We start from the raw sequence: 22,170 nt of genomic DNA, 5'->3' as shown, positions 1-22,170 counted from the left end.
AGAGGTCCCCTATGGGGGCTAGCCAAAGCCACCTTCTTAGAAGGTGTGATTTTTACTTTTCTTCGTCGGGATTCCAGGCATTTGATAAAAAATATTTCTGACATTCCTCGTCAAAACAGCCATAGCCAAAAAGGGAGTCCGATGATAGTAAATCTGTGGTAAACCAGGCCCCGGAATTAATGGTAAAAGAATATGTTTTCTCCTGATATTTTAATTTACCACTATATGTACATGGCAACTGTTCAAATAAATAATTCCATTCATGGGGGTAATCGGCCGGGAGTGGCCAAATATTTCTTTTACCACACGCTTATCTAATTTCCATTCCTTACAAATCGTCGTATCTTTTAAAGAAGACGGGTAATTGTTTGCTTTTTTTAAACTTAATATCTCAATCTGATCTATTATTTTTTTTAGATCAATGATGCTGTCTTTTTGGATTTCAATCCTGGATGGTATTTCTATTGAGACACTTCCCGTATCAGAATTTGTTTTATGAATATCTTTGCATCCGAGGAAGATCGTCATAGATATAATGGTCAATACTATTGTTTTCATTTTTGAACTATATATTTAAGTATAGCAAAATTGAAGAACATAGTCAAATATTCAGATCAGGGAAACCATTCAGGTCTTTTCTGGTTTTCAGTTTCCGGGCTCTGTGTGCATTTCTTCTTCCGCCATAAAGGGTTTTAAAGCTTTTAAGGCTTTGTTTACCGAGGTTATATGGTCAAAAGTGAGCAGTAACCGCAGTCCTCCCATACGGGTGTTCTTTTCCTTCATTTTGCAGAGGCCGGGGTTTTGCTGCACCGTGCGTATAACATGCTGAAACGTCCTGGTCTGGTAAAAACTGCTCTGCTGATCGGCAATGAAATACCCTGCCATTTTTCCGTGTTTGAGTACTACTTTTTCCAGTCCCATTTTGGAAGCTATCCATTTTATCCGGACGCTGTTCAACAAATCGTGTACCTGTGGGGGAAGGGGGCCGAAGCGGTCGTGAATGTCCGTTTCGAATTTTTCCAGTGCTTCGTCCGTGTTTATATTACTCAGCTGGTTGTAGAGGTTAAGCCTTTCCGTGATGTTATTGACATACTCGTCGGGGAAAAGCAATTCGAAATCGGCATCTATCTGGGTGTCTTTCACATATTCCCGCTTATCCTCATCCCGGGCATAGAGGTCTTTGAATTCGTGTTCTTTCAGTTCTTCTATGGCTTCGTTGAGTATTTTCTGATAGGCGTCAAAACCGATGTCGTTTATAAAGCCGCTTTGTTCCCCGCCCAGGAGGTCCCCTGCCCCCCGGATCTCCAGATCTTTCATGGCTATATTGAAGCCGCTTCCCAGTTCGGTGAACTGCTCGAGTGCCTGGATCCGCTTCCTGGCATCGTCTGTCATGGCAGAATAAGGAGGGACAATAAAATAACAGAATGCCTTTTTGTTGCTTCGCCCTACCCGGCCCCGCATCTGGTGCAGGTCGCTCAGCCCGAAGTTGTTGGCATTATTAATGAAGATGGTATTGGCATTGGGGACATCCAGCCCGCTTTCTATGATCGTGGTAGATATCAGGACGTCAAATTCCCCGTTCATAAAACGGAGCATCAACTGTTCCAGCTTTTTTCCTTCCATCTGTCCGTGGCCGATACCTATTTTGGCATCAGGTACCAGCCGTTGTACCATTCCGGCCACTTCTTTGATATTTTCAATGCGGTTGTGAATGAAAAATACCTGGCCCCCCCGCTGTATTTCGTAGGAAACGGCATCCCGTATCACCTCTTCGTTAAATTGTATGACGTGGCTTTCTATCGGGTAGCGGTTTGGCGGTGGCGTGGTGATCACCGAGAGGTCCCTTGCCGCCATAAGGCTGAACTGTAAAGTTCTGGGAATGGGAGTGGCCGTAAGCGTAAGTACATCCACATTCTCCTTGAGGTTTTTCAGTTTCTCCTTGGCAGCTACACCGAATTTTTGCTCTTCATCCACAATCAGAAGCCCCAGATCTTTAAAATGTACGTTTTTGTTCACCAGTTGATGAGTGCCGATGATAATATCAATTTTTCCCGAAGCCAGTTTTTCCAGGATTTCCCTTTTTTCTTTTGCCGTACGGAAACGGTTGAGATAATCGACGGTTACAGGGAGGTCTTTCAGACGTTCGCTGAAGGTTTTAAAGTGCTGAAAGGCAAGAATGGTCGTCGGGACGAGGACAGCCACCTGTTTGCTGTTGTCTACGGCCTTGAAGGCCGCCCGTATGGCCACCTCCGTTTTACCGAAACCTACATCCCCGCAGACAAGGCGGTCCATGGGGTGCTCGCTTTCCATATCGTTCTTGACATCCTGTGTGGCTTTGCTCTGGTCCGGGGTATCTTCGTAAATGAAGGAAGCTTCCAGTTCGTGCTGTAAATAGCTATCCGGCGCATAGGCGAATCCCTTTTCCGTCCGTCTTTTGGCGTAAAGATTTATAAGGCTGAATGCAATCTCCTTGACCCGGCTTTTCGTTTTCTTTTTAAGATTTTTCCACGCGTTGCTCCCGAGTTTGAATATTTTGGGAGGTTTACCGTCCTTACCGTTGTACTTGGTTATTTTGTGCAGGGAATGGATGCTTACATACAGGATGTCACCATCTCCATAAACGAGTTTTATAGCTTCCTGAGGTTTCCCTTCCACCTGTATTTTCTGTAACCCGCCGAACTTCCCTATACCGTGATCTATATGTGTAACGTAATCTCCGATTTCCAGGTGGGTAAGTTCCTTAAGGGTGATGGCCTGTTTTTTGGCATAACCGTTCTTGAGGTGGAATTTGTGATAACGTTCGAATATCTGGTGGTCCGTGTAGCAGACCATTTTCCGGTCGTCATCAATAAACCCCTGGTAGATGGGGAAAACCACGGTTTTGTAATGCACGTCCCCTTCGATCTCCTCAAAAATATCATGAAAGCGTTTGGCCTGCTGTTCGCTGACGCAAAAAATATAATTGGTATATCCTTCCGCCCGGTTTTTGTTGAGGTCTTCAATAAGAAGGTCAAACTGCTTGTTAAAGGAAGGCTGCGGTCGGGTGTGGAAGGTGATGACCTCCCCGTGTTTTTCTTTCTCCAGGTGCCTGAAAGGGAGCCGGGACTGGTTTCCCGTTTCTGCGACAACAAAACCGGAGAGTTGCTCATGAAGTAATTTCGGGGTACAAAACAGTTCGTGGGGGGAAGCGTGTTTTACTTCTTTGGGAAGCGAAGCAAAGGCTTCTTCCGCCTTGCGGAACAAACTGTCTATGCGGGAGGACAGAATTTCGTTACTCTGAAGGCAGACAACGGTTTGCGGGGAAATGTATTTCAGAAAACTTTCCCTGGATTCGCTCCGTGCTTTGTTCTCCACATTGGGTATAATGGCAATTTTCTTCAGTTTTTCTACCGAGAGCTGTGTTTCCACATCAAATGTACGGATACTGTCTACCTCGTCGCCGAAAAATTCTATACGGTACGGTTCATCATTGGAAAAGGAGAATACATCTATGATACCTCCCCGTACGGAGAACTCCCCGGGTTCGGAAACAAAATCCACCCTTTTGAAGCGATATTCGAAAAGGACCTCGTTGATAAAATCGGGCGAGATCGTATCACCCACTTTCATTTTCAGGGTGTTCCTTTCCAGTTCTTTCCGGGTTACCACCTTTTCAAACAGCGCATCCGGATAGGTGACGATAAGCGCCGGCTTTTTCCGGGAATTTATACGGTTCAGGACTTCGGCCCTGAGGAGAACATTGGCATTGTCCGTTTCTTCTATCTGGTACGGCCTTCTGTAACTGCCCGGATAGAACAGTACATGCTGCTCACCGACAAGTTGTTCCAGGTCGTTGAGATAATAGGCCGCTTCTTCCTTATCGTTGAGGATAAGCAGGTAGGGAAGATCGTTGTTTTTAAAGCTTTCCGCAATAACGAAAGACAGCGAAGAGCCTACGAGACCATTGACATATATTCTTTGTGGAGGTTGGGTTTGGACAATAGCATCCTGCAGTTTTCGCATTTGCGGAGACTGTTCTGGTCCCATTGTCCCGATGGCAGCCGGGAGTAAAGTTGGCGAGGCATGGGTCTTGCTCACTGTATAAAAATTTTGTGCAAAGGTAATAAAAACGGATTTGTCAGGAGAATGGGCTGGACAAAGACATCTCCGGGAACAAAGTAGATATCCCCGGGAGTAAAACAGACACCCTAACATATAAAGTAAGCAGCCCCATACGTAAAGTAGACGCTCCCAGGTGTAAAGTTGGTATCCCTGTATATAAAGTAAGCAGTCCCGTGAATAAAGCTGGTATCCCCATAAGTAAAGTAGACGTCCCTGGGTGTAAAGTTGACAACCCCATAAGTAAAGTAGATATCCCCGTGTATAAAGTAAGCAGCCCTGTACATCAAGTTGACATTCCCCGGAATAAAATAGATTTTACTGGCACTTGTTCGGGCAAATATCTTGTCCGGGTTATAGATAAAAATGTATATTTGCGCAAAATTTAGAGCGTTAACAGTAAAAGATATGTCGATCTTAGATTTATATTCCAGTGCATTCCTGGAGCGCAACAGGGATCATTTTGCGGCAATAGTGCGTGTGGCTTTATCTGATGGTGATATCAATACGGAAGAAAAGGCTTTTCTGGACCGTCTTGCCCAGAACCTGAATATCTCGGAAGAGGATTATGCGAGTATATTAAAGGATCCTGCCAAATATCCTATAAACCCGCCTTTATTTTATGATTCGCGTTTGGAAAGACTGTATGACCTGACACGAATGATCTATGCAGATCACATAGCGGATGAGGAAGAAACTCAAATGCTTTATAAACTTGCTATTGGCCTCGGATTTACACCGGGCAATATAAAATACATCGTAAACAAGGCTTATGACCTGGTATCTCATGGGGTGGACCTGGATACTTTCAAGGAAGAAATGAAACACATGAACAGGTAATTCCGGCACCTTCTTTTATGCCTTTCCGGATAGTTTTTTCTTATTGACCGGGGATTGTTATTTCAGGAATTTGTGCAATTTTTGTAATAACTGCTGCTCTTGAAACGGTTTTTGTATAACATCGTTGATCCCGGCCTTTTTGTATTTTTTCCTGCTGTCTCCCAGCATGCTTCCGGAAAGGGCTATAATAGGGACTTTCGCATATTTTTTCTCCGGAAGGTTTCGTATAACCGGTGCCAGTTCGTACCCGGTAACATCCGGTAAACGAATGTCGAGAAGTATGAGGTCGTATTGGGTTTCTTCTACTCGTTCCATGGCCTGTTCCCCGTTTTCGGCTATGTCCAGGAAGAAAGCCCCCTGGGAGGCGAGTATTTTAAGGACAATGATCTGGCTTATCTTGTTGTCCTCTATTAAAAGTATGTTGAATTTCTTTTTGGGATTGAAGAGGACTTTTCTGTTGTCTTTGTCCTTTTTACCGGGTTCCCTGTAGTTTATGGGAAATTTAAGTTTCAGGTTAAATTTTATGGTTGTGCCTTTACATGGCTCGCTTTCTGCCGTGATATCTCCCTGCATCAGGGAGACGAGGTTTTTTACAATGGTAAGGCCCAGCCCGGTCCCGGGATATTTGCTGTCTTTGTGTACCTGAGTGAAGCTGGTGAATATATCTTTGATATGTTCTTTTTGTATCCCTATGCCCGTGTCGGTAATTTCAAACTGGATATTGACCTTGTTTGCCCTCTTGTTGTTTAGTTTCACATGAAGCTCTATATGCCCCTCTTGGGTAAACTTGATGGCATTTTCGATAACATTGGCCAGTATTTGCTTTATTCTTGTCTTGTCCCCTTCTATATATCTGGGAAGCTTATCGTCCACATGCATGTGGAACCGGAGCTTTTTCTGCCTCGCCTTGGTGGCATATATGAAACCGATGGAATCAAGCAGTTCGGAAAAATCAAATATTTCATCGTAGACCATAAACTTGCCCACTTCTATTTTGGAGAGGTCAAGGATGTCGTTTATCATAATGTTGAGGTCCTGACAAAGCGATTTGATCACTTCCACCAGGTCGAACTGTTCGTCCGACAGGTTGGTTTTTTCCAGCATCTCGGTAAATGAGAAGACCCCGGTAAGGGGGTTCCGGATTTCGTGACTGAAATTGGCAATAAAAATACGTTTAAAGGCCTCTTTTTCCTGTAAATAGGTGTTTTGTAAGGTGAGTATTTCCGATTCGATGACCGTTTCATTCCGTTTTTGTGCGACTACCTGGAGAGACTGGTAGTGTTCCGACAGGTCGTGGATAATGATCAAAGGATTTTTGTCCGGGAAAGTCCTGCAGTTTATATCGCACACTTTTCCGTTGATGTGGACACAGGAGAAGGAAATGGAATTATCCGTATGGTTGAGCAGGGGAAGTACACTTTCGAAAAACGGGTGACAGCGGATAATGTTTTTCTCTTTTTTGAAAGGGAAAAGCGTATCGTCGGATTCCAGTATATCTCCTTTCCCGGAGATGACGATAAACTGTACCTTGGGGTATAAGAACTGCTCTTTATAGGATTCCAGCATGTTATTTGATCAGTTTTTTTGTAAGGTCTTTAAATAAGGTTTCTACATTTTCCCCGGTTTTGGCACTTGAAAAATAGTGGGCCAGGTCAAAGTACTGCTTATTCTCTCTTAAATGGGTTTTGGTGACCAGGTCGCTTTTGTTTCCCACAACGATTACGGGAACATTATTATAGCCCGATTTGATATAATCCAGGTCGGCAGGCAGGTTTTCGTAAGTAGATTTCCGGGTAGTGTCAAAAACATAAATAAAACCGTGGGACCCCATCAGGTATGAGGAACGGGTTTTGGATATATCTTCATTACCTTCGATATCCCAGATAATGAGATTTACCTGGTTTTCAGGTAAAACCACTTCTTTTTTAAGGATATGTACTCCAATGGTAACTCTGTAATTGTCCGAAAAGGTATTTTCAACAAAACGTCTTACCAAAGATGTTTTGCCAACACCGAAATGCCCTAAAAGAACAATTTTTTTAGATATGGTCATTATTAAAATAAAAATTTAGTTCGTTTACAATATCATTTTGTGTAATATCCGGATTATAGATCATCAGGCTGAGGAAATTTTCCGAAAATTTAAAAATGGTATCCTGTAGTTTGTTTTTTACTGGGGTACTGTATTGCCCGGAGACCACTACGGCGATGTAATACGAAACAAAACTTTGTATATGAATATGATATAACTCGTATTCTATAAGTTCCAGGTTCTGGCCTTTTTGCTGAAATGCATCTTCCACGAAAGATTTGATTGCTGTAAGCATTCCGGAAAACATCTCTTTGTCAATGGTTTCTGTCTTGGCGTAATTTCCCAGAAGGATACCCGAATTCTTTTCGATGACAAAGACCTGCTCTATAGAGGCATCTCCCAGTTCAGATAAGATGAGGTCGTGTTCTTTGACCCCGGTGATCCAGGCTTTAAGCCTTCGCTTCCATGCGCGGAAGGAGAAACTGTTTTCTACCTGGGTGCTCACCCGTTCGGACAGTAATTTTATTTCCTGCCACACATATTTCTTGATCATCCTTCCCATAATGGGATAGAGGGCTTCCACGACCTGTTCCTTAGAGTTTTTTATCTCTTCTTTCAGTGTTTCCGTAATGGTCGGGCCGAGGGTTTTGGGGATCTCCTCGATAAACTCGTCCAGTCTGGTATCTATAATCGGATCTACCTTTCCTGCAAGTTCCGAACGGGTATGAAGAACCTTTTCCAGTGCACTGATCTTTTGTGCAATGGTTTCCGCATACTCCCTGTCATCGGTAAGGAGGATATCTTTCAGGATGTTCAGTTTATCGTTCTCATTCATCATCAAGATAATTGCAGGTAAAGCATGTTTCCGAATATTTGTTTTTCAAAAACAGACAACAGGCTCACCCTTACGGGCGGCCTTTAAAAATTTTATATGATAAATACGCGGGTATTTATCCTATCTAATTGTCCTTTATCTTTTCTCCAATCTGAATGAGGAGCTTCCCGAGAGTGGACTTATCTACTTTGTTCTGGTCCAGTGTATCCGCTTTTTCCTGAAGGGAATTTTCGAGTTCCGTGATCCTGATATTAACATCTGTACCCAGGTTATCAATAGTCTGCATGAGTTCCGTCCGGGTATCTTCGATCAGGCCCTGCAGTTCTTTCCTTTTCTGAAGGATATCTTTTTTCAGGGACTCGAATTCGGAATTGTATTCCTGTATGTTTTCACCGAATATGAGATTCCTTATCGCCTCTATCTTAGACGTAGGATCTACTGAAGCTCCATTTGCTTCGGGGTGATTTTTTTCCTTAGACATGGTTGTACGGTATGAATTTGGAGCAAAGGTAACAAAAATCATGTAAAAATGATTCAATTACCTTTAACTCGGGGACTTAAGCATAAATTCTTCCAGTTTTTCCACCATTTTATTACTGCCGCAAAAGAAGGGAGTGCGCTGGTGAAGCTCGTCAGGCTGTATGTCGAGTATACGGCGGAAGCCGTCACTGGCTTTCCCGTTGGCCTGTTCGGCAATAAAAGCCATGGGATTGCATTCGTATAATAATCGCAGTTTACCATTGTGTGTAATGCTGTTTTTCGGATAGAGGTATATACCGCCTTTTATCATGTTCCGGTGAAAATCGGAGACCAGGGAGCCGATGTACCGGGAAGTATACGGCCGGTCGTCCTCTTCTTTCTGGCAATATTTTATATAATCTTTCACGCCCTGCGGAAAATGGATGTAGTTCCCTTCGTTGACGGAGTATATTCTGCCGCTTTCCGGATACTGCATGTTGGGGTGCGAGAGATAAAAGGTGCCTATGGCCGGGTTAAGTGTAAAGCCATTTACACCATGACCGGTGGTGTATACCAGCATGGTGGAAGTGCCGTAGATGACATAGCCTGCTGCTACCTGGTTCCTCCCCGGTTGTAAAAAGTCTTCCAGGGTTACGGGGGTGCCGATGGGAGTAATTCTTCGGTAAATGGAAAAAATAGTTCCTACGGAGACATTGACATCAATGTTGCTCGATCCGTCGAGCGGGTCTATAAGAACAACATATTTGTTCTGGTGTTTTTCGTCCTTGCTGTTTATGGAGATAAAATCGTCCTCCTCTTCAGATGCTATACCACAGACGATCTCCCGGTTGGTAAGGGTTTGGATAAATTTTTCATTGGCAAGGATATCCAGTTTCTGCTGGTCTTCACCTTGTATGTTGGTATCGCCGGAAGCGCCTATGATGTCAACCAGCCCGGCCTTGTTCACTTCGTGGTTTACTACCTTGGCGGCCAGCCTTATGGCATTGATGAGTTTGGAAAGTTCGCCGGAAGAGTACTGGAACTCCGTTTGTTTTTCAATAATGAATTCTCCTAAGGTCTTGTTCTTTCTCATAGGGTCAGTGCTTCAATAAAATGATAATTTATGTGATGATGTGTGTTGATTTTCGGGAGGGACAGGTATGGCGACAATTCCGGATAACAAATGACAGCCCGGAAAGTGACTGCCGTTACCGCAGTGTGTATGCCGGGATAGATATGCATTTTCACTCGCCATGCTTCCGTTTTAGACACTTGTTTTTTCTGTGTTTGGTATGCGTATGGGGTACAAGCGTTGTTGCGGTCACAAATATCGATAAAATTGTGAAACTAAAACGTTTTCGTAATAAATTTATTCCAGGTTAAAAAATACTTATATAACTTTGTGTTACATTTAGAACACTTACAAAACGAACACAATAGAATGGTATCATATGTTATCAGAGAGGCTACAATAGAGGACATGCCCGGTGTCCTGGGACTTATCTGCGAACTGGCCCTTTTTGAAAAGGAGCCGGATGCCGTGGAGATTACTGTTGAAGACCTGGAAAGGGACGGTTTCGGAGAGCGGCCTTCTTTTCATTGCTTTGTAGCGGACATCGAAGGAGATATAGTAGGGATAGCCCTGGTCTATCCGAGATATTCCACATGGAAAGGCATAGCGCTCCACCTGGAAGATCTTGTTGTTTCCCGTAAATACCGCGGGAAGGGATTGGGAAAGGCTTTGCTTTCCGAAGTGATCCGGTACGGTCATGAACTCGGGGTAAAGCGGATCAACTGGGAAGTGCTGGACTGGAATGAGCCCGCGATAAAGTTTTACGAATACAACGGCGCCAGGGTACTGAGAGAATGGAACGTGGTCCAGCTCGATGAAAAGGGGATAAAAAACTATGTTGCCGGTTTGGAATAGAGTACGTTTGGGAAAACCTGAAAAAATACGAATGAGCAGATAACCGGTAAGGCCAGTATGGCTTTGCTGCGGGGTTCTGCGTTTTATAAGAAGAAAGTAAACCTATGAAAATATTTAAATTCGGAGGAGCGTCGGTCAAGGATGCCAAAGGGGTGAAAAATGTTGTAGAAGTGTTGGAGACGGTGGGGTATGATAATACCCTGCTGGTGGTTTCCGCAATGGGAAAAACCACCAATGCCCTGGAAGAAGTCATAAAAAACTACTTCCGGAACAAAGAGGAACTACAAAGTTCGCTACAGGAGGTCAAGAAATATCACAATGAGATTTTGCTGGAGCTTTTTGAAAAGGAAAGCCATCCCGTTTTCTGGAAAGTAGACGGGTTGTTTGCGGAACTGAGTTCCTTCCTGGGGCGAAACAAGTCCCCTAATTACAATTTTGTTTACGACCAGGTGATCGGTTTCGGGGAACTGATCTCCACAACGATCATAAGCCAGTACATGCAGGAAACGGGCATAAAGAATACCTGGCTGGATGTACGGAATTTTATAAAAACCGATGCCACCTACCGGGATGCCAATGTGGACTGGGAGAGCACGCAGCAAAATATTACCGAAGGCGTAAATAAAGGGCTGCTCAATATCACCCAGGGATTCCTGGGGAGTGACCCCAATAATTTCACGACCACCCTGGGCCGGGAAGGATCGGATTATACGGCAGCCATTTTTGCCTATTGCCTCAATGCGGAGAGTGTGACCATATGGAAAGATGTTCCCGGGGTGTTGAATGCGGACCCCCGCTATTTTGAAAATGCACGCCTGCTCAACCAGATATCTTATACGGAAGCCATAGAACTCGCTTTTTACGGTGCGTCCGTTATACATCCCAAAACACTGCAACCCCTGCAGCGTAAGGAGATACCCTTATACGTAAAGTCCTTTGTTAATCCTACCGAACAGGGGACCAGTGTTAGTAAGGGGCAGGACCTGGAACCACATGTGCCTTGTTTCATTGTGAAGAAAGATCAGGTGTTGCTCTCGCTTTCATCGCTTGATTTCTCTTTTATTGTCGAAGAGAATATCAGTGAAATATTCAAATTGCTGCATGACCATCGTATGAAGGTGGATGTGATCCAGAACTCCGCTATCAGTTTTTCGGTATGCGCAGATAATAAGTTCAATAACCTGGAAGGCCTGCTCAATATCCTCAAGGCCAAATTTAAGGTGGAATGTGAAGAAGGGGTGTCGCTTTACACGGTAAGGCACGCTACACAGGAAGCCCTGGAAGAACTGGAACATGGAAAGGACATACTGCTGAAACAGCGTTTGCAGAATACGGTACAACTGGTAACCAGGTAGGTCCGGAACTTTCCCCGTTGTTGGGACAGGGCGGCGCAGGTACTTTTTGTATATTTATGCGTAAATACAAATCTGAGACCTGTGCCTGTAGCTTATATTAACGCGAAAGTGTTTACCGGAACTGCCGTAGAGACGGAAAAAGCCGTTCTGGTGAAGGATAATGTTATAGAAGCCGTTATTCCTTTTAAGGCAGTCCCTCCGGAATATTCCGTAGAAGACCTTGGCGGTATGTATCTTGTCCCCGCTTTCATAGACCTTCAAATATACGGAGGGGAGGGTAAATTGTTTTCCGATGCCTTAAGTATGTCTTCCCTGCAGGCTACATATGAATATTGCCTTCGGGGAGGGTGTTCGCATTTTATGATCACCCTGGCCACGAACACCAGGGAAAAATTTATCAAAGGCCTTGAGGTAGCCGGGGAATACCTGCGGAGAGGCGGCAAAGGCCTTCTGGGGGTGCATCTCGAAGGTCCGTACATAAACCCGGTTAAAAGAGGGGCACATCTCCGGGAATGCGTCCGGTTTCCGGATATCCGGGAAATAGAACTTTTTGTAGAAAAGGGGCAGGGCCTTTTTAAAATGATGACCCTCGCCCCGGAACAATGTGATGAAGAAACTTTAAGGTTTTTACAAAAAAACGGTGTTCTCCTTTCCGCAGGGCATAGTAATGCTACCTATGCCGAAGCCATGCGGGGTTTTGATATGGGTATTCCCGCTGCTACGCACCTCTTTAATGCCATGTCTCCTTTTCACCATCGCGAGCCCGGTCTGCCGGGCGCGGTAATGGACCATCCGTCGGCTATGGCCAGCGTGGTTTGCGACGGGGTTCATGTAGCTTATGCTGCCGTACGGACCGCAAAAAAAGTTATGGGCGATCGCCTGTTCTTTATTACAGACGCGGTAACGGAAACCTCGGAAGGGGAATACCAGCATTTTTTCCGCAATGACAGGTATGTGTTGCCCGATGGTACTTTGTCCGGCTCCTCGCTTAATATGATAGCCTGTGTACGCAATGCCGTAAACCATGTAGGAATTCCGCTGGACGAAGCATTACGAATGGCTTCGGCCTATCCTGCCAAACTTCTTGGTGAAGATACGCTGGGGCACATTGCCAAAGGATATCGGGCGGATATGGTGGTTTTGGATAAAGACCTGGAAATCTGCCGGATGATAACTTCCTTTTCCTAAGACCTTATTTCCTTGCGCATAAACAGGTAATATGAAAATGCAAAACATGCGACAGTTGCCGCGATGAGCCCGGTTAATTGCGGCCATACAACCATAAGGCTGTCGCCCAGGGAAAGGGTAGATGGTATGGCTCCCTGCATTTGTTGTATTGACAGGGGCCCCAGGCTTCTTACGGATGGGACAAGGATAGTGGTTGTGGCATCGGTAAAAAGCCTGTTTGGCGCAATATCCAGTAGAGTAACCAATAGCTTTTGCACCCTGTAACCTGTTCGTGAAAGCCCCGGCGATACGAGGGCCTTAGCTGCCATGCCTACTAAAATCTGATAGAAGATGGTGAAGAATAGCCACACAGCTATGGCAGTTAGTGCAGAAGTAGCTGCGCGTTTGAACTTTACGGAAAACAAGATGGATAAGTTCAGCCAGAAGGCAACATATATGATACAAAGAATTATAAACCCGATAATCCGCAGAAACTCTTCCGGCATAGGCATTTGCCCGGTGACCAGGATTCCCAGGCCCGTTATAAGAAAGCTTAAAGCCATAAACAGGGTACCGATAACCATTAATGCCCCGGTGAATTTGGCATTGATGAAATAATCCCGGTGTATTGGTTGCGCCATGAGACGCACCAGTGTGCCGCTGTTTTGCTCCGAATTTACCGCGTCAAATCCCATACCTATCCCCAAAAGAGGCCCGAGGAAGCCCAGTAATATATGAAAAGGAGGAAGTGTTCCGTCCGATGCGGACAATAATTTCAGGAACACAAAGTCACGGTTGGGGTCTTTGGCATTGGCCAGGGCTTCGGGAAGGTTATTCACAGCTATATAAAGAGACCCGAAACAAATGAGTGTTATCATGGCCAGTAGAATAATAAAACGCCAGCTCCCGATGTGGTCCGAGACTTCCTTCTGTACGATGGCCCAAAAGGGGTGGAGCGATTGTTTTTGCGTGGTCCTCTTCTTTCCGGTACGCTTTTGTAATAATGGAATACTCTTTACATATGCCAGGTAATGGCTAGGCAATGTGGTATTGATTTTCATGGCTTTCTTCAAAATAACGTTGGTAAATCTCGTCTAACCCGTATTCTTTTTTACACAGGTAAAGGATATCCAGTCCTGCTTCTACGAAAGTTTTCGCGATGACCGGAGTGATATCTTCGGTACATGCGATGTGAATTTTTCGGTTTACCTCTTTTATGCCGCTTACTTCCTCCATAGTTAATAAAACATCTTCCAGTGGGTGTCCGGTTATGGAAAAAGGATGTTTTATTTCTACTTCTATCATAAAAGGTTCACTTTCAAAAAGTGTTTTGGAAAGCGTGGGGATATCTCCTTTGGCAATAAGGGAGCCATTCACAAAAATGCCTACACGATCGCAGACCTGTTGTATTTGGTGGAGATGATGCGAGGAGAGCAGAACAGTGAGTTGTTGTTCTTTGCTGAGTTGCCGGATAAGTTGCAGGAAATCGCGGACACCGGAGGGATCTATCCCAAGGGTAGGCTCATCCAGGATAATAATTTCCGGATTTTTAACGAGTACATCCGCTAATCCGAGACGCTGTTTCATTCCCCTCGAATATGCTCCTACTTTTTTTTCGGCTGCATTTTCCAGTCCTACCTTATGGAGCAGGTGAGATACCCGGTCTCTTGCTTCACTTTCCGGAATATTGTTGAGGCGGGCCATATACATAAGGTTTTCCAGCCCTGTACGGTTTTCGTAAAAACCGATGTTGTCCGGCAGGTATCCTACGCGTTTTTTAACTTCGATGGGAGAAGAAGTGGCATTGTATCCGCATACTCCGGCATAGCCCGAGGTGGGTTCCGTGAGGCCCAGCATCATAAGTATGGTGGTGGATTTACCAGCCCCGTTAGGCCCGAGAAGGCCGAAAACCTCACCTTTTTCTATATTCAGGTTTAATTTGTTCACTGCCGTGAGCGTTCCGTATTGTTTGGTAAGCTCCTTCAGTTCTATAACAGGCGCTTTATTGTCCATGGTTACCTCCTTCCGTATTTTCGGATTAAAGCGTATACGCTGCCCAGGGCGGCCAGTATGACGAGGATACCTGTCCAGCCGGCCAGAACGGAATTTTTTACAGAGATCCGGAAAGCCGCTTCAGAACGTGCTTCGGTGGAAGTGGCCTGTAATTCGGTTACATAATCGCCTGCCAGGGCTTTATCGTCTACGGAGATCGTGGCGTAAATTTCTTCCGTTTTTCCGGGCGCAAGGTTATTTACTTTTGCAGGCTCAAAGCTCACATCCCAGTTTGCGGGCTTTTTGGATTTCAGTTCCAGGTTGCCGATTGCTGCCGACCCTGTGTTTTTTAACAATAACTTTATTCTCTTTTTATCCCCTGCGGTTATGTGCGTGCTTAATAAGCCGGTGGGAGTGGTAAGTGCCAGGTCGTAGGTCCCCGTAATGACCGATTCCAGTTCCAGCCGGGCTGAAATAGTTCCGGAACTGGCGGTTACCGGTATTTTGTATGTACCTGCCTTTATTTCCGCAGGAGGGTGTACTTCTATGGTCACCCGCTGTGTCTGATTGGGCTCGACATTTACGGAAGATACCTGTTTGCCATTGACTTTGTATATGACATTCCACCCGCGCTGTGTCATGGCACGTAGCGCATATGCCTCGCTTTCCCCGCTGCCGTTCCGCAGTTCGGCATTGTATGTAAACGTAGAGTTGGCAGCCCCCTCGATGTTGGTTTGCTTGGAGCTGAACTGGGCTTGCGATGTCCCCTGTCTTGAAATCGTGACTGCCATGGGCAATGAAGTATAACCGGGAGCAGTCAGGTGAAAGTTATAAGTCCCTTTGTCTATTTTAAAGGGTACGTGTAACGTAAAAGACAAGGTTTTCTTTTGCCCGGGCAGCACGGCAATCTCTTCTATACTGTAACCGCCCGATTTGAGTTCGTAATCCCATTCTTCGGGCAATCCCGAGATTTTTATGGCCGAAGTCCTGACAGATCCTGTATTGTTAATAATATCTACGGAGTAGTCTATCGTTTCTCCGGGTGGTACAGAGATCCTGGTGTATGGCGTGTAGAGGGACAATCCCTGTGCCGAAATGCTTTGTGGTAATAAACAGGTAAAAATAAAAGTGCTGCATAATAAGTAAAACCAGCGTTTTGTACAGACAAACATAGCTTAATTATATTTAATTATACTAAATTCAGAGCGTACATGATAAATGCATTATTCTGATAACAAATGGTGTTTCGTTGCTATATTCCTTGCTTATGCCATCTGTTTTATCAAAAAAGCAGTGCTAATCTATAAAATATGCGGATAATCAAATATTAAAAAAATCTTAAAATAATTAAAAAGATAGTGATGAATTTTATGTTCTCCGGAAAGGAAAAATATACCATGGGATATGGAGGGAAATCCTGTTTTTTACATTGCTATCAAACATTATTTTTTCCGGTGCTTTCCCGGAATATAGGATTTTAGGACGATAAATAACAGCCCCGGATTCATCTTATTTTGTTTTAGATTTGCGGCCCCGGAAAATGGGGGAAAATTGTAGAAATTAAAATTTGAAGATGAATTATGGGAATGTTTGTAATCAGCAAACGGCATAACGGAGATTATAAATTTGTTTTTACATCCAGAAAAGGGAAGCCTGTTTTTACCAGTATCAGCTGCAAACAGAAGTCGGATTGCGAAATGATCATAAACGCAATCAGGGAGAACATAGAAGTATTTACCATTACGAGAAAATGTACGGTTTCCGGTAAATTTTTCTTCCGGTTGTCCAAAGGCGGACTGGTCCTGGCGACGAGCAGGAAATTTTCAACCGAATTGCGACTTGCCAAGGGCATCGATGAAATTATGCGGAACGTCCCCGAAGCGGAAACCCTGGACTTTTCCGTCAATGAATTTGTTTTCCCGGATGCCGATATTCCTGGCGGGGAAGCCGGTTAGGCATCCTGTTTTTTTGTATTCCATAGTAACCTCCCTGAACTTGTCTTTTTGCGTCCGGGCACTTAGCGTGCATTCTTTGTTGTTTATGGCCTTGTAACTTCCGTTAGTCTAAAAAATATGTTTATTTTTTGTTAAAAAAATAACGTATTGTAGATTTATAGCCATTAATAACCCAAATCTTAAATTATGAATAAACAAATGACCTTACTATGGAGCATGGTTCTCCTTGCCTTTTTTTCTTCCTGTGAAAAGGAACCGGACTTGCCGGAAACCGAACTTAAAGCCGAAAATGCTACTGCACTTCTGAAGAATGGCCCCCTTAGTGTTATGTATGTAGAAGTTAACGGCAGCAATATTTTAAATGTCGGTTCTTATAGCCTGGAAGACAGCGGGGCCCCTTTTTTCGATATTGCGATCATTTTTGCCGCAAATATTAATTATGATGTTGCCAACCAACGGGCCGTGTTTCATGCCAACGAAAATGTACAGGCCGTACTGGACGGCAGGGATACTTTTGTACAACCCTTGCAGGACAGGGGGATCAAGGTATTGTTGTCCATACTGGGAAACCACCAGGGGGCCGGTATAGCCAATTTCCCGGACAGGGCTGCCGCACGCGATTTTGCGGAGCAACTTGCGGAGGTTGTAGATACGTATGGTCTTGACGGTATTGATTTTGACGATGAGTATGCCAAATACGGAGAGAACGGTACGGGGCAGCCGAACAGCAGCTCCTTTATCATGTTGTTGCAGGAGTTAAGGGACCTGATGCCCGACAAGATCATCTCCTACTATTATTACGGTCCTACAACCGCTTATCTGGAGTGGAATGGAAACCAGGCAGGAGAATATCTGGACTATAGCTGGAATGCCATGTATTCTACTTATTCCGCCCCCAATGTCCCCGGGCTTACGGGAGCGGAAGAAAGTGCTGCGGCTGTTCATATCAACCAGACACCTTCTTCTACGGCCGTTAATTTTGCCACCAGGACCATAAATGATGGGTACGGGCTTTATCTCATGTACGATATGAGACAGTCCGATTATACCTCATATCTGAGTGGTATTTCCAACCAGCTCTACGGAGAGGGAACGGAGCTTACGGGACAGTTGTATCCCTGGCCGATGAACGCACCGGTTGAAAGTAAAGTGGCGCTGTATAGGCATTGCGATTATAATGAAGAAGTAGTCCTTCTGGACGAAGGTTCCTATACTCTCGCGCAGTTAGTTGAAGCGGGAGTGACAAACGACGATATTTCATCGCTGAAAGTGCCGTCCGGTTTTACGGTAACGGTTTATGAACATGATAACTTTGGTGGGAACTCGGCCGGACTTACTTCCGATATATCCTGTCTGACGCAGATAAACTTTAATGATGAAATATCATCACTCATTATCAGTAAAAATTAAGTAGTAGTTGATAGATTGATTTGTACGAAGGAGGTCTGCTTATAGCGGCCTCCTTTTGTGTTTTGGTTCTTCGTCAGGATTTAATAATATCCTCGTATTCCCGGTAAAAGGCCTCAAAAAGCAGCATGTTTTCGTTCAGGAATTCCATGGCTTCCCGCCAGCTTTTTTTGTTGTGAACGGATACGCCGGTCTTTTCCACATAGATACGAGATATCTCCTTTCTGTTATCCAGGAAGAAGACATCCTCGAAAATGGCCCCCGGCAGATATTCTTCAAGTAATATGCTTTTCAGGGATTCCAGTTTCTGGTAATAATGGATGCGGTTTTTCAGGTCCTGGCTTTCAATATCAAGCGTTACTCCCGCCTTTTTGGTGTCGAAATAAAATTTAAAGGAAAAGTCTTTTATTTTGGTGTTATACAATATCCACTTCCTGGGGAAAGACTTCCCGAAAGAGGTCCAGAACTCTTCCCGTAATTTTCTGGATTCTTCTTTACTGAACATAATTTATATAATATAAGCCATTGCAATACCTGCCATAATAACGGCCAGTTTGGTGAAATTGAATTTATGCCCGTCCGAACTTTCAAAAAGTATGATAGTGGATATGTGCAAAAAAATACCGATGATCAGGGCGGATATCTGTGCGTAGAATTTTTCGATGCCATCGATGTGTACACTTAGAAAAGTGCCCAGGGGTGTCATCAGTGCAAAAAGTATGACAAATACGGCAATGTACCACTTTTTTATGCCACTCTTCAGGAAAAAGGCGGTAAGCACTATGGCAACCGGTATTTTATGCACTACTATACCGTAAACAAGCGTGTCGTGCCTGTGAATAGGAAAACCTTCCAGAATGGAATGTATACTGAGGCTTATGAACAACATCCACGGAAAGGTATGATCGCTGCCTGCATAGTGTACATGGCCGTGCTCCGCCCCTTTGGAAAAAAACTCCAGAAAGATCTGCAACAGAATCCCCAGCATAATAAATATCCCCACGTTTTTCCCGGCGCCATGGGCATAAACATCGGGGAGCAGGTTAAAAACAGTCAGGGAAAGCAGGAAAGCTCCGCTGAAAGCGAGGAACAATTTCAGATGTTTTCCTGCCTTCGGCCTTATGATGATGACAAACAGGAATCCGATCAGGACGGCTACTATAGGCAGCAGGTAATCTATCATTTATTTTTTTGTCAGGTATTTGCTTATTGTGTAATGAAGCGATACATAAACAAAAGCCGGTGCTTTTTGTATCAAAGGGCTAAATTAATGTATTTTTGCCTTTTATTAGAGAAGAGACATGGGAAATAATTACAGGATGGTAGCCAAGACCCTGTTCGGTTTTGAGGATATTTTGGCGGAAGAATTGCGTAACCTTGGGGCAATGGAGGTTGAAAACGGAGTGCGGAGCGTTTCCTTCCTCGGTGACAAAGGGTTTATGTATAAGGCGAATCTGTGTCTGCGTACGGCACTGAAGATCGTGAAACCGTTAAAGTCTTTTAGGGCAAGAAACGAAAAAGAGCTGTACGACGGTATTTATGCAATCCGATGGGAGGACCTGATTACGGTACACCAGACTCTTGCCGTGGATGCTGTTGTACATTCGGAAGTTTTTAACCATTCTCTTTATGTAGCGCTGAAAACAAAAGACGCTATAGTGGACAGGTTCAGGAATACACAGGGCAAAAGGCCGGATGTGGACCTGAAACATCCCGATCTTCGGATAAATATTCACATTCAGAAGGATGTGTGTACCGTTTCCCTGGATAGTTCGGGCGCTTCGCTCCATCACAGGGGATATCGTTCGGCTACCAATATTGCACCGATAAACGAGGTCCTTGCGGCAGGGATGCTCCTGCTCAGCGGATGGGACGGGCAGTCCGATTTTCTTGATCCTATGTGCGGCAGCGGAACAATCCCCGTAGAAGCTGCCATGATAGCCTGTAATATTCCCGCGAACATAAACCGGAGGGAGTTTGCCTTTGAAAAATGGTCTGATTTTGATGCGGACCTGTTTGAAAAAGTCACCGAAAGCAGTTTGAATAAAACGAGGGAATTCCACCATAAAATATACGGGTATGACAAAGCCCCTTCCGCTATCAGAAAAGCAAAGGACAATGTGCGGAATGCCAACCTCAGTGAGTACATTTCCATAGAGCAGTCCGATTTTTTCGCAACGGAAAAAAATACCGAAGGGAAATTGCATATGGTTTTCAACCCGCCATACGGAGAAAGGCTCGCCACCGATATGGAACGCTTTTACGCCAGTATAGGCGATACTTTAAAACAAGGATATCCCGGTACCGATGCGTGGTTTATTACGGCCAATATGGAAGCGCTTAAATATGTGGGGCTCCGGCCTTCCAGAAGGATAAAACTGTTCAACGGACGCCTGGAAAGCAAGCTGGTAAAGTATGAGATGTACGAGGGCAGCAAAAAAGCCAAATGGAACAATTAGAACACGGTTTATAAAGGAAAGGCAAAATATGAAATACAAACACAAAGCGCTTTTATATAACTTTATTTGTTTTGCACTGGTGTTCATCCTTACAAGAACAGCACTGCACTATTTCTTTCCGGGGTATGATCTCTGGACAGCCATAGCATCTGCAATTACCGCAATGGTCCTGGCCCCTAAATTTGTGGTTGTTGAGGGCCCTTCCGGTGAGAAAATGTTTGTCAAGTGGTTATTCCTGCCCCCGAAAGAAATAAAATGAGTTATTAATTACTCTTCTATTATTATAGTCCCTTCCTCCGTTTTGTTGAGGGCGCCTTTTTTGGTCTTCTTGAATACAGGAATGAGATAGGATACGGTATAATTAAAAGTAAGGCCGAATTTACTGCCGTTCGTTACTTTCTGAAATCCCGGGATCCATAAATTCGTAAAGGTGTCCGGAGGAGTATCATTAAGAAGGTATCCCAGTCTTACGGTACCTCCGAGGTAGAGGTTATTGAATAGCTCTACTTTCATTCCGAACAAGACTTCCAGCCATTGCGCGCTCAGGCCGCTGTATTCTCCGAGGATGTTTTCATCCGTTCCCGGTATGCCGTTCTCCCCCCAGTAGGGATTGGTGGTATAGATGTAATATTCGTCCAGGGTCTGGCTGAAAGTAGTTACACCCAACCTGGCCCCGGCAAAAATAAGGTTCTCCATCCCATACCAGTTTTCATATAGGTTATAATCGACCCCCGCACGGAGATAACTGCCCGAGGTGGAAAATGTGTAGAGGTTTTCCTTGCTCGTTTTTTCCTCTGTTCCGAGTTCGGCAGCTATATAAAGGTTTTTGGATATGCGGAAGTCTCCGGTCAGTTCCAGTCCTGAATAGTTGTCACTGGCAAAAGACCGAATGGGTTTACCTAGATCGATCCCGACCCGGAGGCCATACTTCTCTTTATATACTACACTGTCCTTCGGCTTTTCTTCATTGTCATTTTCCTGGGCAATACCTGCAAAAGAACACAAGGAAAAAAAAACGATACTAATGATATATTTTAACATGGGCAGCACTTTGGTTTTCTACGGTGGGGTTAATGACCTCAAGGGAGGATATCCATCTGTTGGTATCAGCCTGGTCTCTGATCGCCGTCAGGCCGGAAAAATTGGTAACAAATCCGCAGGCCCTGGAAATAAAGATCTGTTCTGTCTGGTATTGAAAAGTAAGGGTGTCTGCGTTGTTTATCCTGAGCGTATCGCCGCTTTCCGAGATTTCCTCCGTATGGCGTGTAAAGGCAAAAACCGATTCGTTTTCGAATACTTTCAGGGGAATGGCAATAGAGTCGGTAGCTATGCTGTCTATACCCGTTATGGGGGCGTCCTGGTCTTTGCCGATAACACTTAAGAAAGAAACCTCTTTCCGGGCTTCGGAGTCGTTCCGGTCGTGAAAAGTAATTACCAGTAGTGGAGTGGTTACGGAGTCTTCCGGGCAAATATCGTCCTTTTCACAGCCAAGGAGGAACACAGCCACCATACCGGCTATAAACAATGCTAAGGCAAGTCTTTTCAACTGTATGTATTTTTTAATTATTAATTTCTTTTCCCGATATCACAGTACCTTTCAGGTCAAAGTTACGTTTAACGGGCACTTTTACCCTTTCCGTGTTT

22 protein-coding genes are annotated in these 22,170 nt (G+C 44.5%); 8 read left to right on the top strand and 14 right to left on the bottom strand.

Annotated elements, in window-relative coordinates:
• Positions 1 to 210: 210 nt before the first annotated feature.
• Positions 211 to 558 carry a hypothetical protein gene (locus ED312_RS13355; RefSeq protein WP_148044288.1) on the bottom strand — a complete coding sequence of 116 codons (348 nt, stop codon included), beginning with the start codon at positions 556 to 558 and terminating at the stop codon, positions 211 to 213.
• A gap of 87 nt (positions 559 to 645) precedes the next feature.
• Positions 646 to 4,026, bottom strand: coding sequence for a transcription-repair coupling factor (gene mfd / locus ED312_RS13350; protein WP_123216518.1), 3,381 nt, complete (start codon positions 4,024 to 4,026; stop codon positions 646 to 648).
• Positions 4,027 to 4,506: 480 nt separating this feature from the next.
• On the opposite strand from mfd, the gene ED312_RS13340 reads away from it, so the two are divergent.
• Positions 4,507 to 4,938 carry a tellurite resistance TerB family protein gene (locus ED312_RS13340; protein ID WP_123216508.1) on the top strand — a complete coding sequence of 144 codons (432 nt, stop codon included), beginning with the start codon at positions 4,507 to 4,509 and terminating at the stop codon, positions 4,936 to 4,938.
• A 57-nt stretch (positions 4,939 to 4,995) separates the two neighbouring features.
• Here the strand turns inward: ED312_RS13340 and ED312_RS13335 are convergent, their stop codons facing one another.
• The 5 genes from ED312_RS13335 to fbp all read right to left on the bottom strand — a co-directional run bounded on the left by ED312_RS13335 (position 4,996) and on the right by fbp (position 9,357).
• Positions 4,996 to 6,504: an ATP-binding protein gene (locus ED312_RS13335; protein WP_123216507.1), complete on the bottom strand. Its 1,509-nt coding sequence runs from the start codon at positions 6,502 to 6,504 to the stop codon at positions 4,996 to 4,998.
• A 1-nt stretch (position 6,505) separates the two neighbouring features.
• The gene (locus ED312_RS13330) at positions 6,506 to 6,991 is read right to left on the bottom strand and encodes a Rab family GTPase (RefSeq protein ID WP_123216506.1); all 486 of its coding nucleotides are present in this window, start codon (positions 6,989 to 6,991) and stop codon (positions 6,506 to 6,508) included.
• Positions 6,978 to 7,808, bottom strand: coding sequence for a cell envelope biogenesis protein OmpA (locus ED312_RS13325; RefSeq protein ID WP_240643099.1), 831 nt, complete (start codon positions 7,806 to 7,808; stop codon positions 6,978 to 6,980). The genes ED312_RS13330 and ED312_RS13325 overlap by 14 nt, the downstream gene beginning before the upstream one ends.
• Before the next feature lie 121 nt (positions 7,809 to 7,929).
• Positions 7,930 to 8,286, bottom strand: a complete 357-nt coding sequence (locus ED312_RS13320; protein WP_123216517.1) for a fructose 1,6-bisphosphatase — start codon at positions 8,284 to 8,286, stop codon at positions 7,930 to 7,932.
• A 63-nt stretch (positions 8,287 to 8,349) separates the two neighbouring features.
• Positions 8,350 to 9,357: a class 1 fructose-bisphosphatase gene (fbp, locus tag ED312_RS13315; protein WP_123216504.1), complete on the bottom strand. Its 1,008-nt coding sequence runs from the start codon at positions 9,355 to 9,357 to the stop codon at positions 8,350 to 8,352.
• Positions 9,358 to 9,705: 348 nt separating this feature from the next.
• Between fbp and ED312_RS13310 the strand changes: the two genes are divergently transcribed.
• From ED312_RS13310 to nagA, 3 genes are all read left to right on the top strand, one after another.
• Positions 9,706 to 10,191 (top strand): GNAT family N-acetyltransferase, encoded by a 486-nt coding sequence (locus ED312_RS13310; RefSeq protein WP_123216503.1) that lies wholly within the window; start codon positions 9,706 to 9,708, stop codon positions 10,189 to 10,191.
• Between the two features lie 104 nt (positions 10,192 to 10,295).
• Positions 10,296 to 11,546, top strand: a complete 1,251-nt coding sequence (locus ED312_RS13305) for an aspartate kinase (RefSeq protein ID WP_123216502.1) — start codon at positions 10,296 to 10,298, stop codon at positions 11,544 to 11,546.
• A gap of 81 nt (positions 11,547 to 11,627) precedes the next feature.
• The gene (gene nagA, locus ED312_RS13300) at positions 11,628 to 12,734 is read left to right on the top strand and encodes an N-acetylglucosamine-6-phosphate deacetylase (RefSeq protein ID WP_123216501.1); all 1,107 of its coding nucleotides are present in this window, start codon (positions 11,628 to 11,630) and stop codon (positions 12,732 to 12,734) included.
• Here the strand turns inward: nagA and ED312_RS13295 are convergent.
• From ED312_RS13295 to ED312_RS13285, 3 genes are read right to left on the bottom strand one after another with little or no spacing between them, the layout of a single operon-like run.
• Positions 12,731 to 13,774 carry an ABC transporter permease gene (locus ED312_RS13295; RefSeq protein ID WP_123216500.1) on the bottom strand — a complete coding sequence of 348 codons (1,044 nt, stop codon included), beginning with the start codon at positions 13,772 to 13,774 and terminating at the stop codon, positions 12,731 to 12,733. The two genes, nagA and ED312_RS13295, sit on opposite strands and share 4 nt — an antisense overlap.
• A complete protein-coding gene (locus ED312_RS13290; RefSeq protein WP_123216499.1) occupies positions 13,749 to 14,726 on the bottom strand; it encodes an ABC transporter ATP-binding protein in 978 nt (325 codons plus the stop codon). Before ED312_RS13290 ends, ED312_RS13295 begins: the two co-directional genes overlap by 26 nt.
• A 2-nt stretch (positions 14,727 to 14,728) precedes the next feature.
• Positions 14,729 to 15,877 (bottom strand): COG1470 family protein, encoded by a 1,149-nt coding sequence (locus ED312_RS13285; RefSeq protein WP_123216498.1) that lies wholly within the window; start codon positions 15,875 to 15,877, stop codon positions 14,729 to 14,731.
• 408 nt (positions 15,878 to 16,285) lie between these two features.
• Between ED312_RS13285 and ED312_RS13280 the strand changes: the two genes are divergently transcribed.
• The gene (locus ED312_RS13280; protein ID WP_123216497.1) at positions 16,286 to 16,660 is read left to right on the top strand and encodes a YegP family protein; all 375 of its coding nucleotides are present in this window, start codon (positions 16,286 to 16,288) and stop codon (positions 16,658 to 16,660) included.
• 186 nt (positions 16,661 to 16,846) lie between these two features.
• Positions 16,847 to 18,070 carry an endo-beta-N-acetylglucosaminidase H gene (locus ED312_RS13275; protein ID WP_123216496.1) on the top strand — a complete coding sequence of 408 codons (1,224 nt, stop codon included), beginning with the start codon at positions 16,847 to 16,849 and terminating at the stop codon, positions 18,068 to 18,070.
• Between the two features lie 73 nt (positions 18,071 to 18,143).
• On the opposite strand, the gene ED312_RS13270 is transcribed toward ED312_RS13275, so the two are convergent.
• Together ED312_RS13270 and ED312_RS13265 are read right to left on the bottom strand one after the other, a co-directional pair.
• On the bottom strand, positions 18,144 to 18,572 hold the full coding sequence (locus ED312_RS13270; protein WP_123216495.1) for a DUF4268 domain-containing protein: 429 nt from the start codon (positions 18,570 to 18,572) through the stop codon (positions 18,144 to 18,146).
• Positions 18,573 to 18,575: 3 nt separating this feature from the next.
• Positions 18,576 to 19,250, bottom strand: a complete 675-nt coding sequence (locus ED312_RS13265; RefSeq protein WP_123216494.1) for a ZIP family metal transporter — start codon at positions 19,248 to 19,250, stop codon at positions 18,576 to 18,578.
• Between the two features lie 118 nt (positions 19,251 to 19,368).
• Here ED312_RS13265 and ED312_RS13260 point away from each other — a divergent pair, with 118 nt between their 5' ends.
• Entirely contained in the window at positions 19,369 to 20,526 is a 1,158-nt protein-coding gene (locus ED312_RS13260; RefSeq protein WP_123216493.1) for a THUMP domain-containing class I SAM-dependent RNA methyltransferase, read from the top strand.
• A 28-nt stretch (positions 20,527 to 20,554) separates the two neighbouring features.
• Positions 20,555 to 20,785: a hypothetical protein gene (locus ED312_RS13255; protein ID WP_123216492.1), complete on the top strand. Its 231-nt coding sequence runs from the start codon at positions 20,555 to 20,557 to the stop codon at positions 20,783 to 20,785.
• Positions 20,786 to 20,793: 8 nt separating this feature from the next.
• Here ED312_RS13255 and ED312_RS13250 read toward each other — a convergent pair whose 3' ends face one another.
• Together ED312_RS13250 and ED312_RS13245 are read right to left on the bottom strand one after the other, a co-directional pair.
• Positions 20,794 to 21,567, bottom strand: a complete 774-nt coding sequence (locus tag ED312_RS13250) for a DUF6048 family protein (RefSeq protein WP_123216491.1) — start codon at positions 21,565 to 21,567, stop codon at positions 20,794 to 20,796.
• Positions 21,548 to 22,072: a DUF6452 family protein gene (locus ED312_RS13245; protein ID WP_123216490.1), complete on the bottom strand. Its 525-nt coding sequence runs from the start codon at positions 22,070 to 22,072 to the stop codon at positions 21,548 to 21,550. Before ED312_RS13245 ends, ED312_RS13250 begins: the two co-directional genes overlap by 20 nt.
• Positions 22,073 to 22,170 lie beyond the last annotated feature (98 nt).

The sequence above is a fragment of the Sinomicrobium pectinilyticum genome, assembly GCF_003725735.1.
GTDB classification, from domain to species: domain Bacteria; phylum Bacteroidota; class Bacteroidia; order Flavobacteriales; family Flavobacteriaceae; genus Sinomicrobium; species Sinomicrobium pectinilyticum.
Note: the sequence above shows the minus strand (reverse complement) of the source record. Positions and strands in the feature narration are given on the sequence as shown.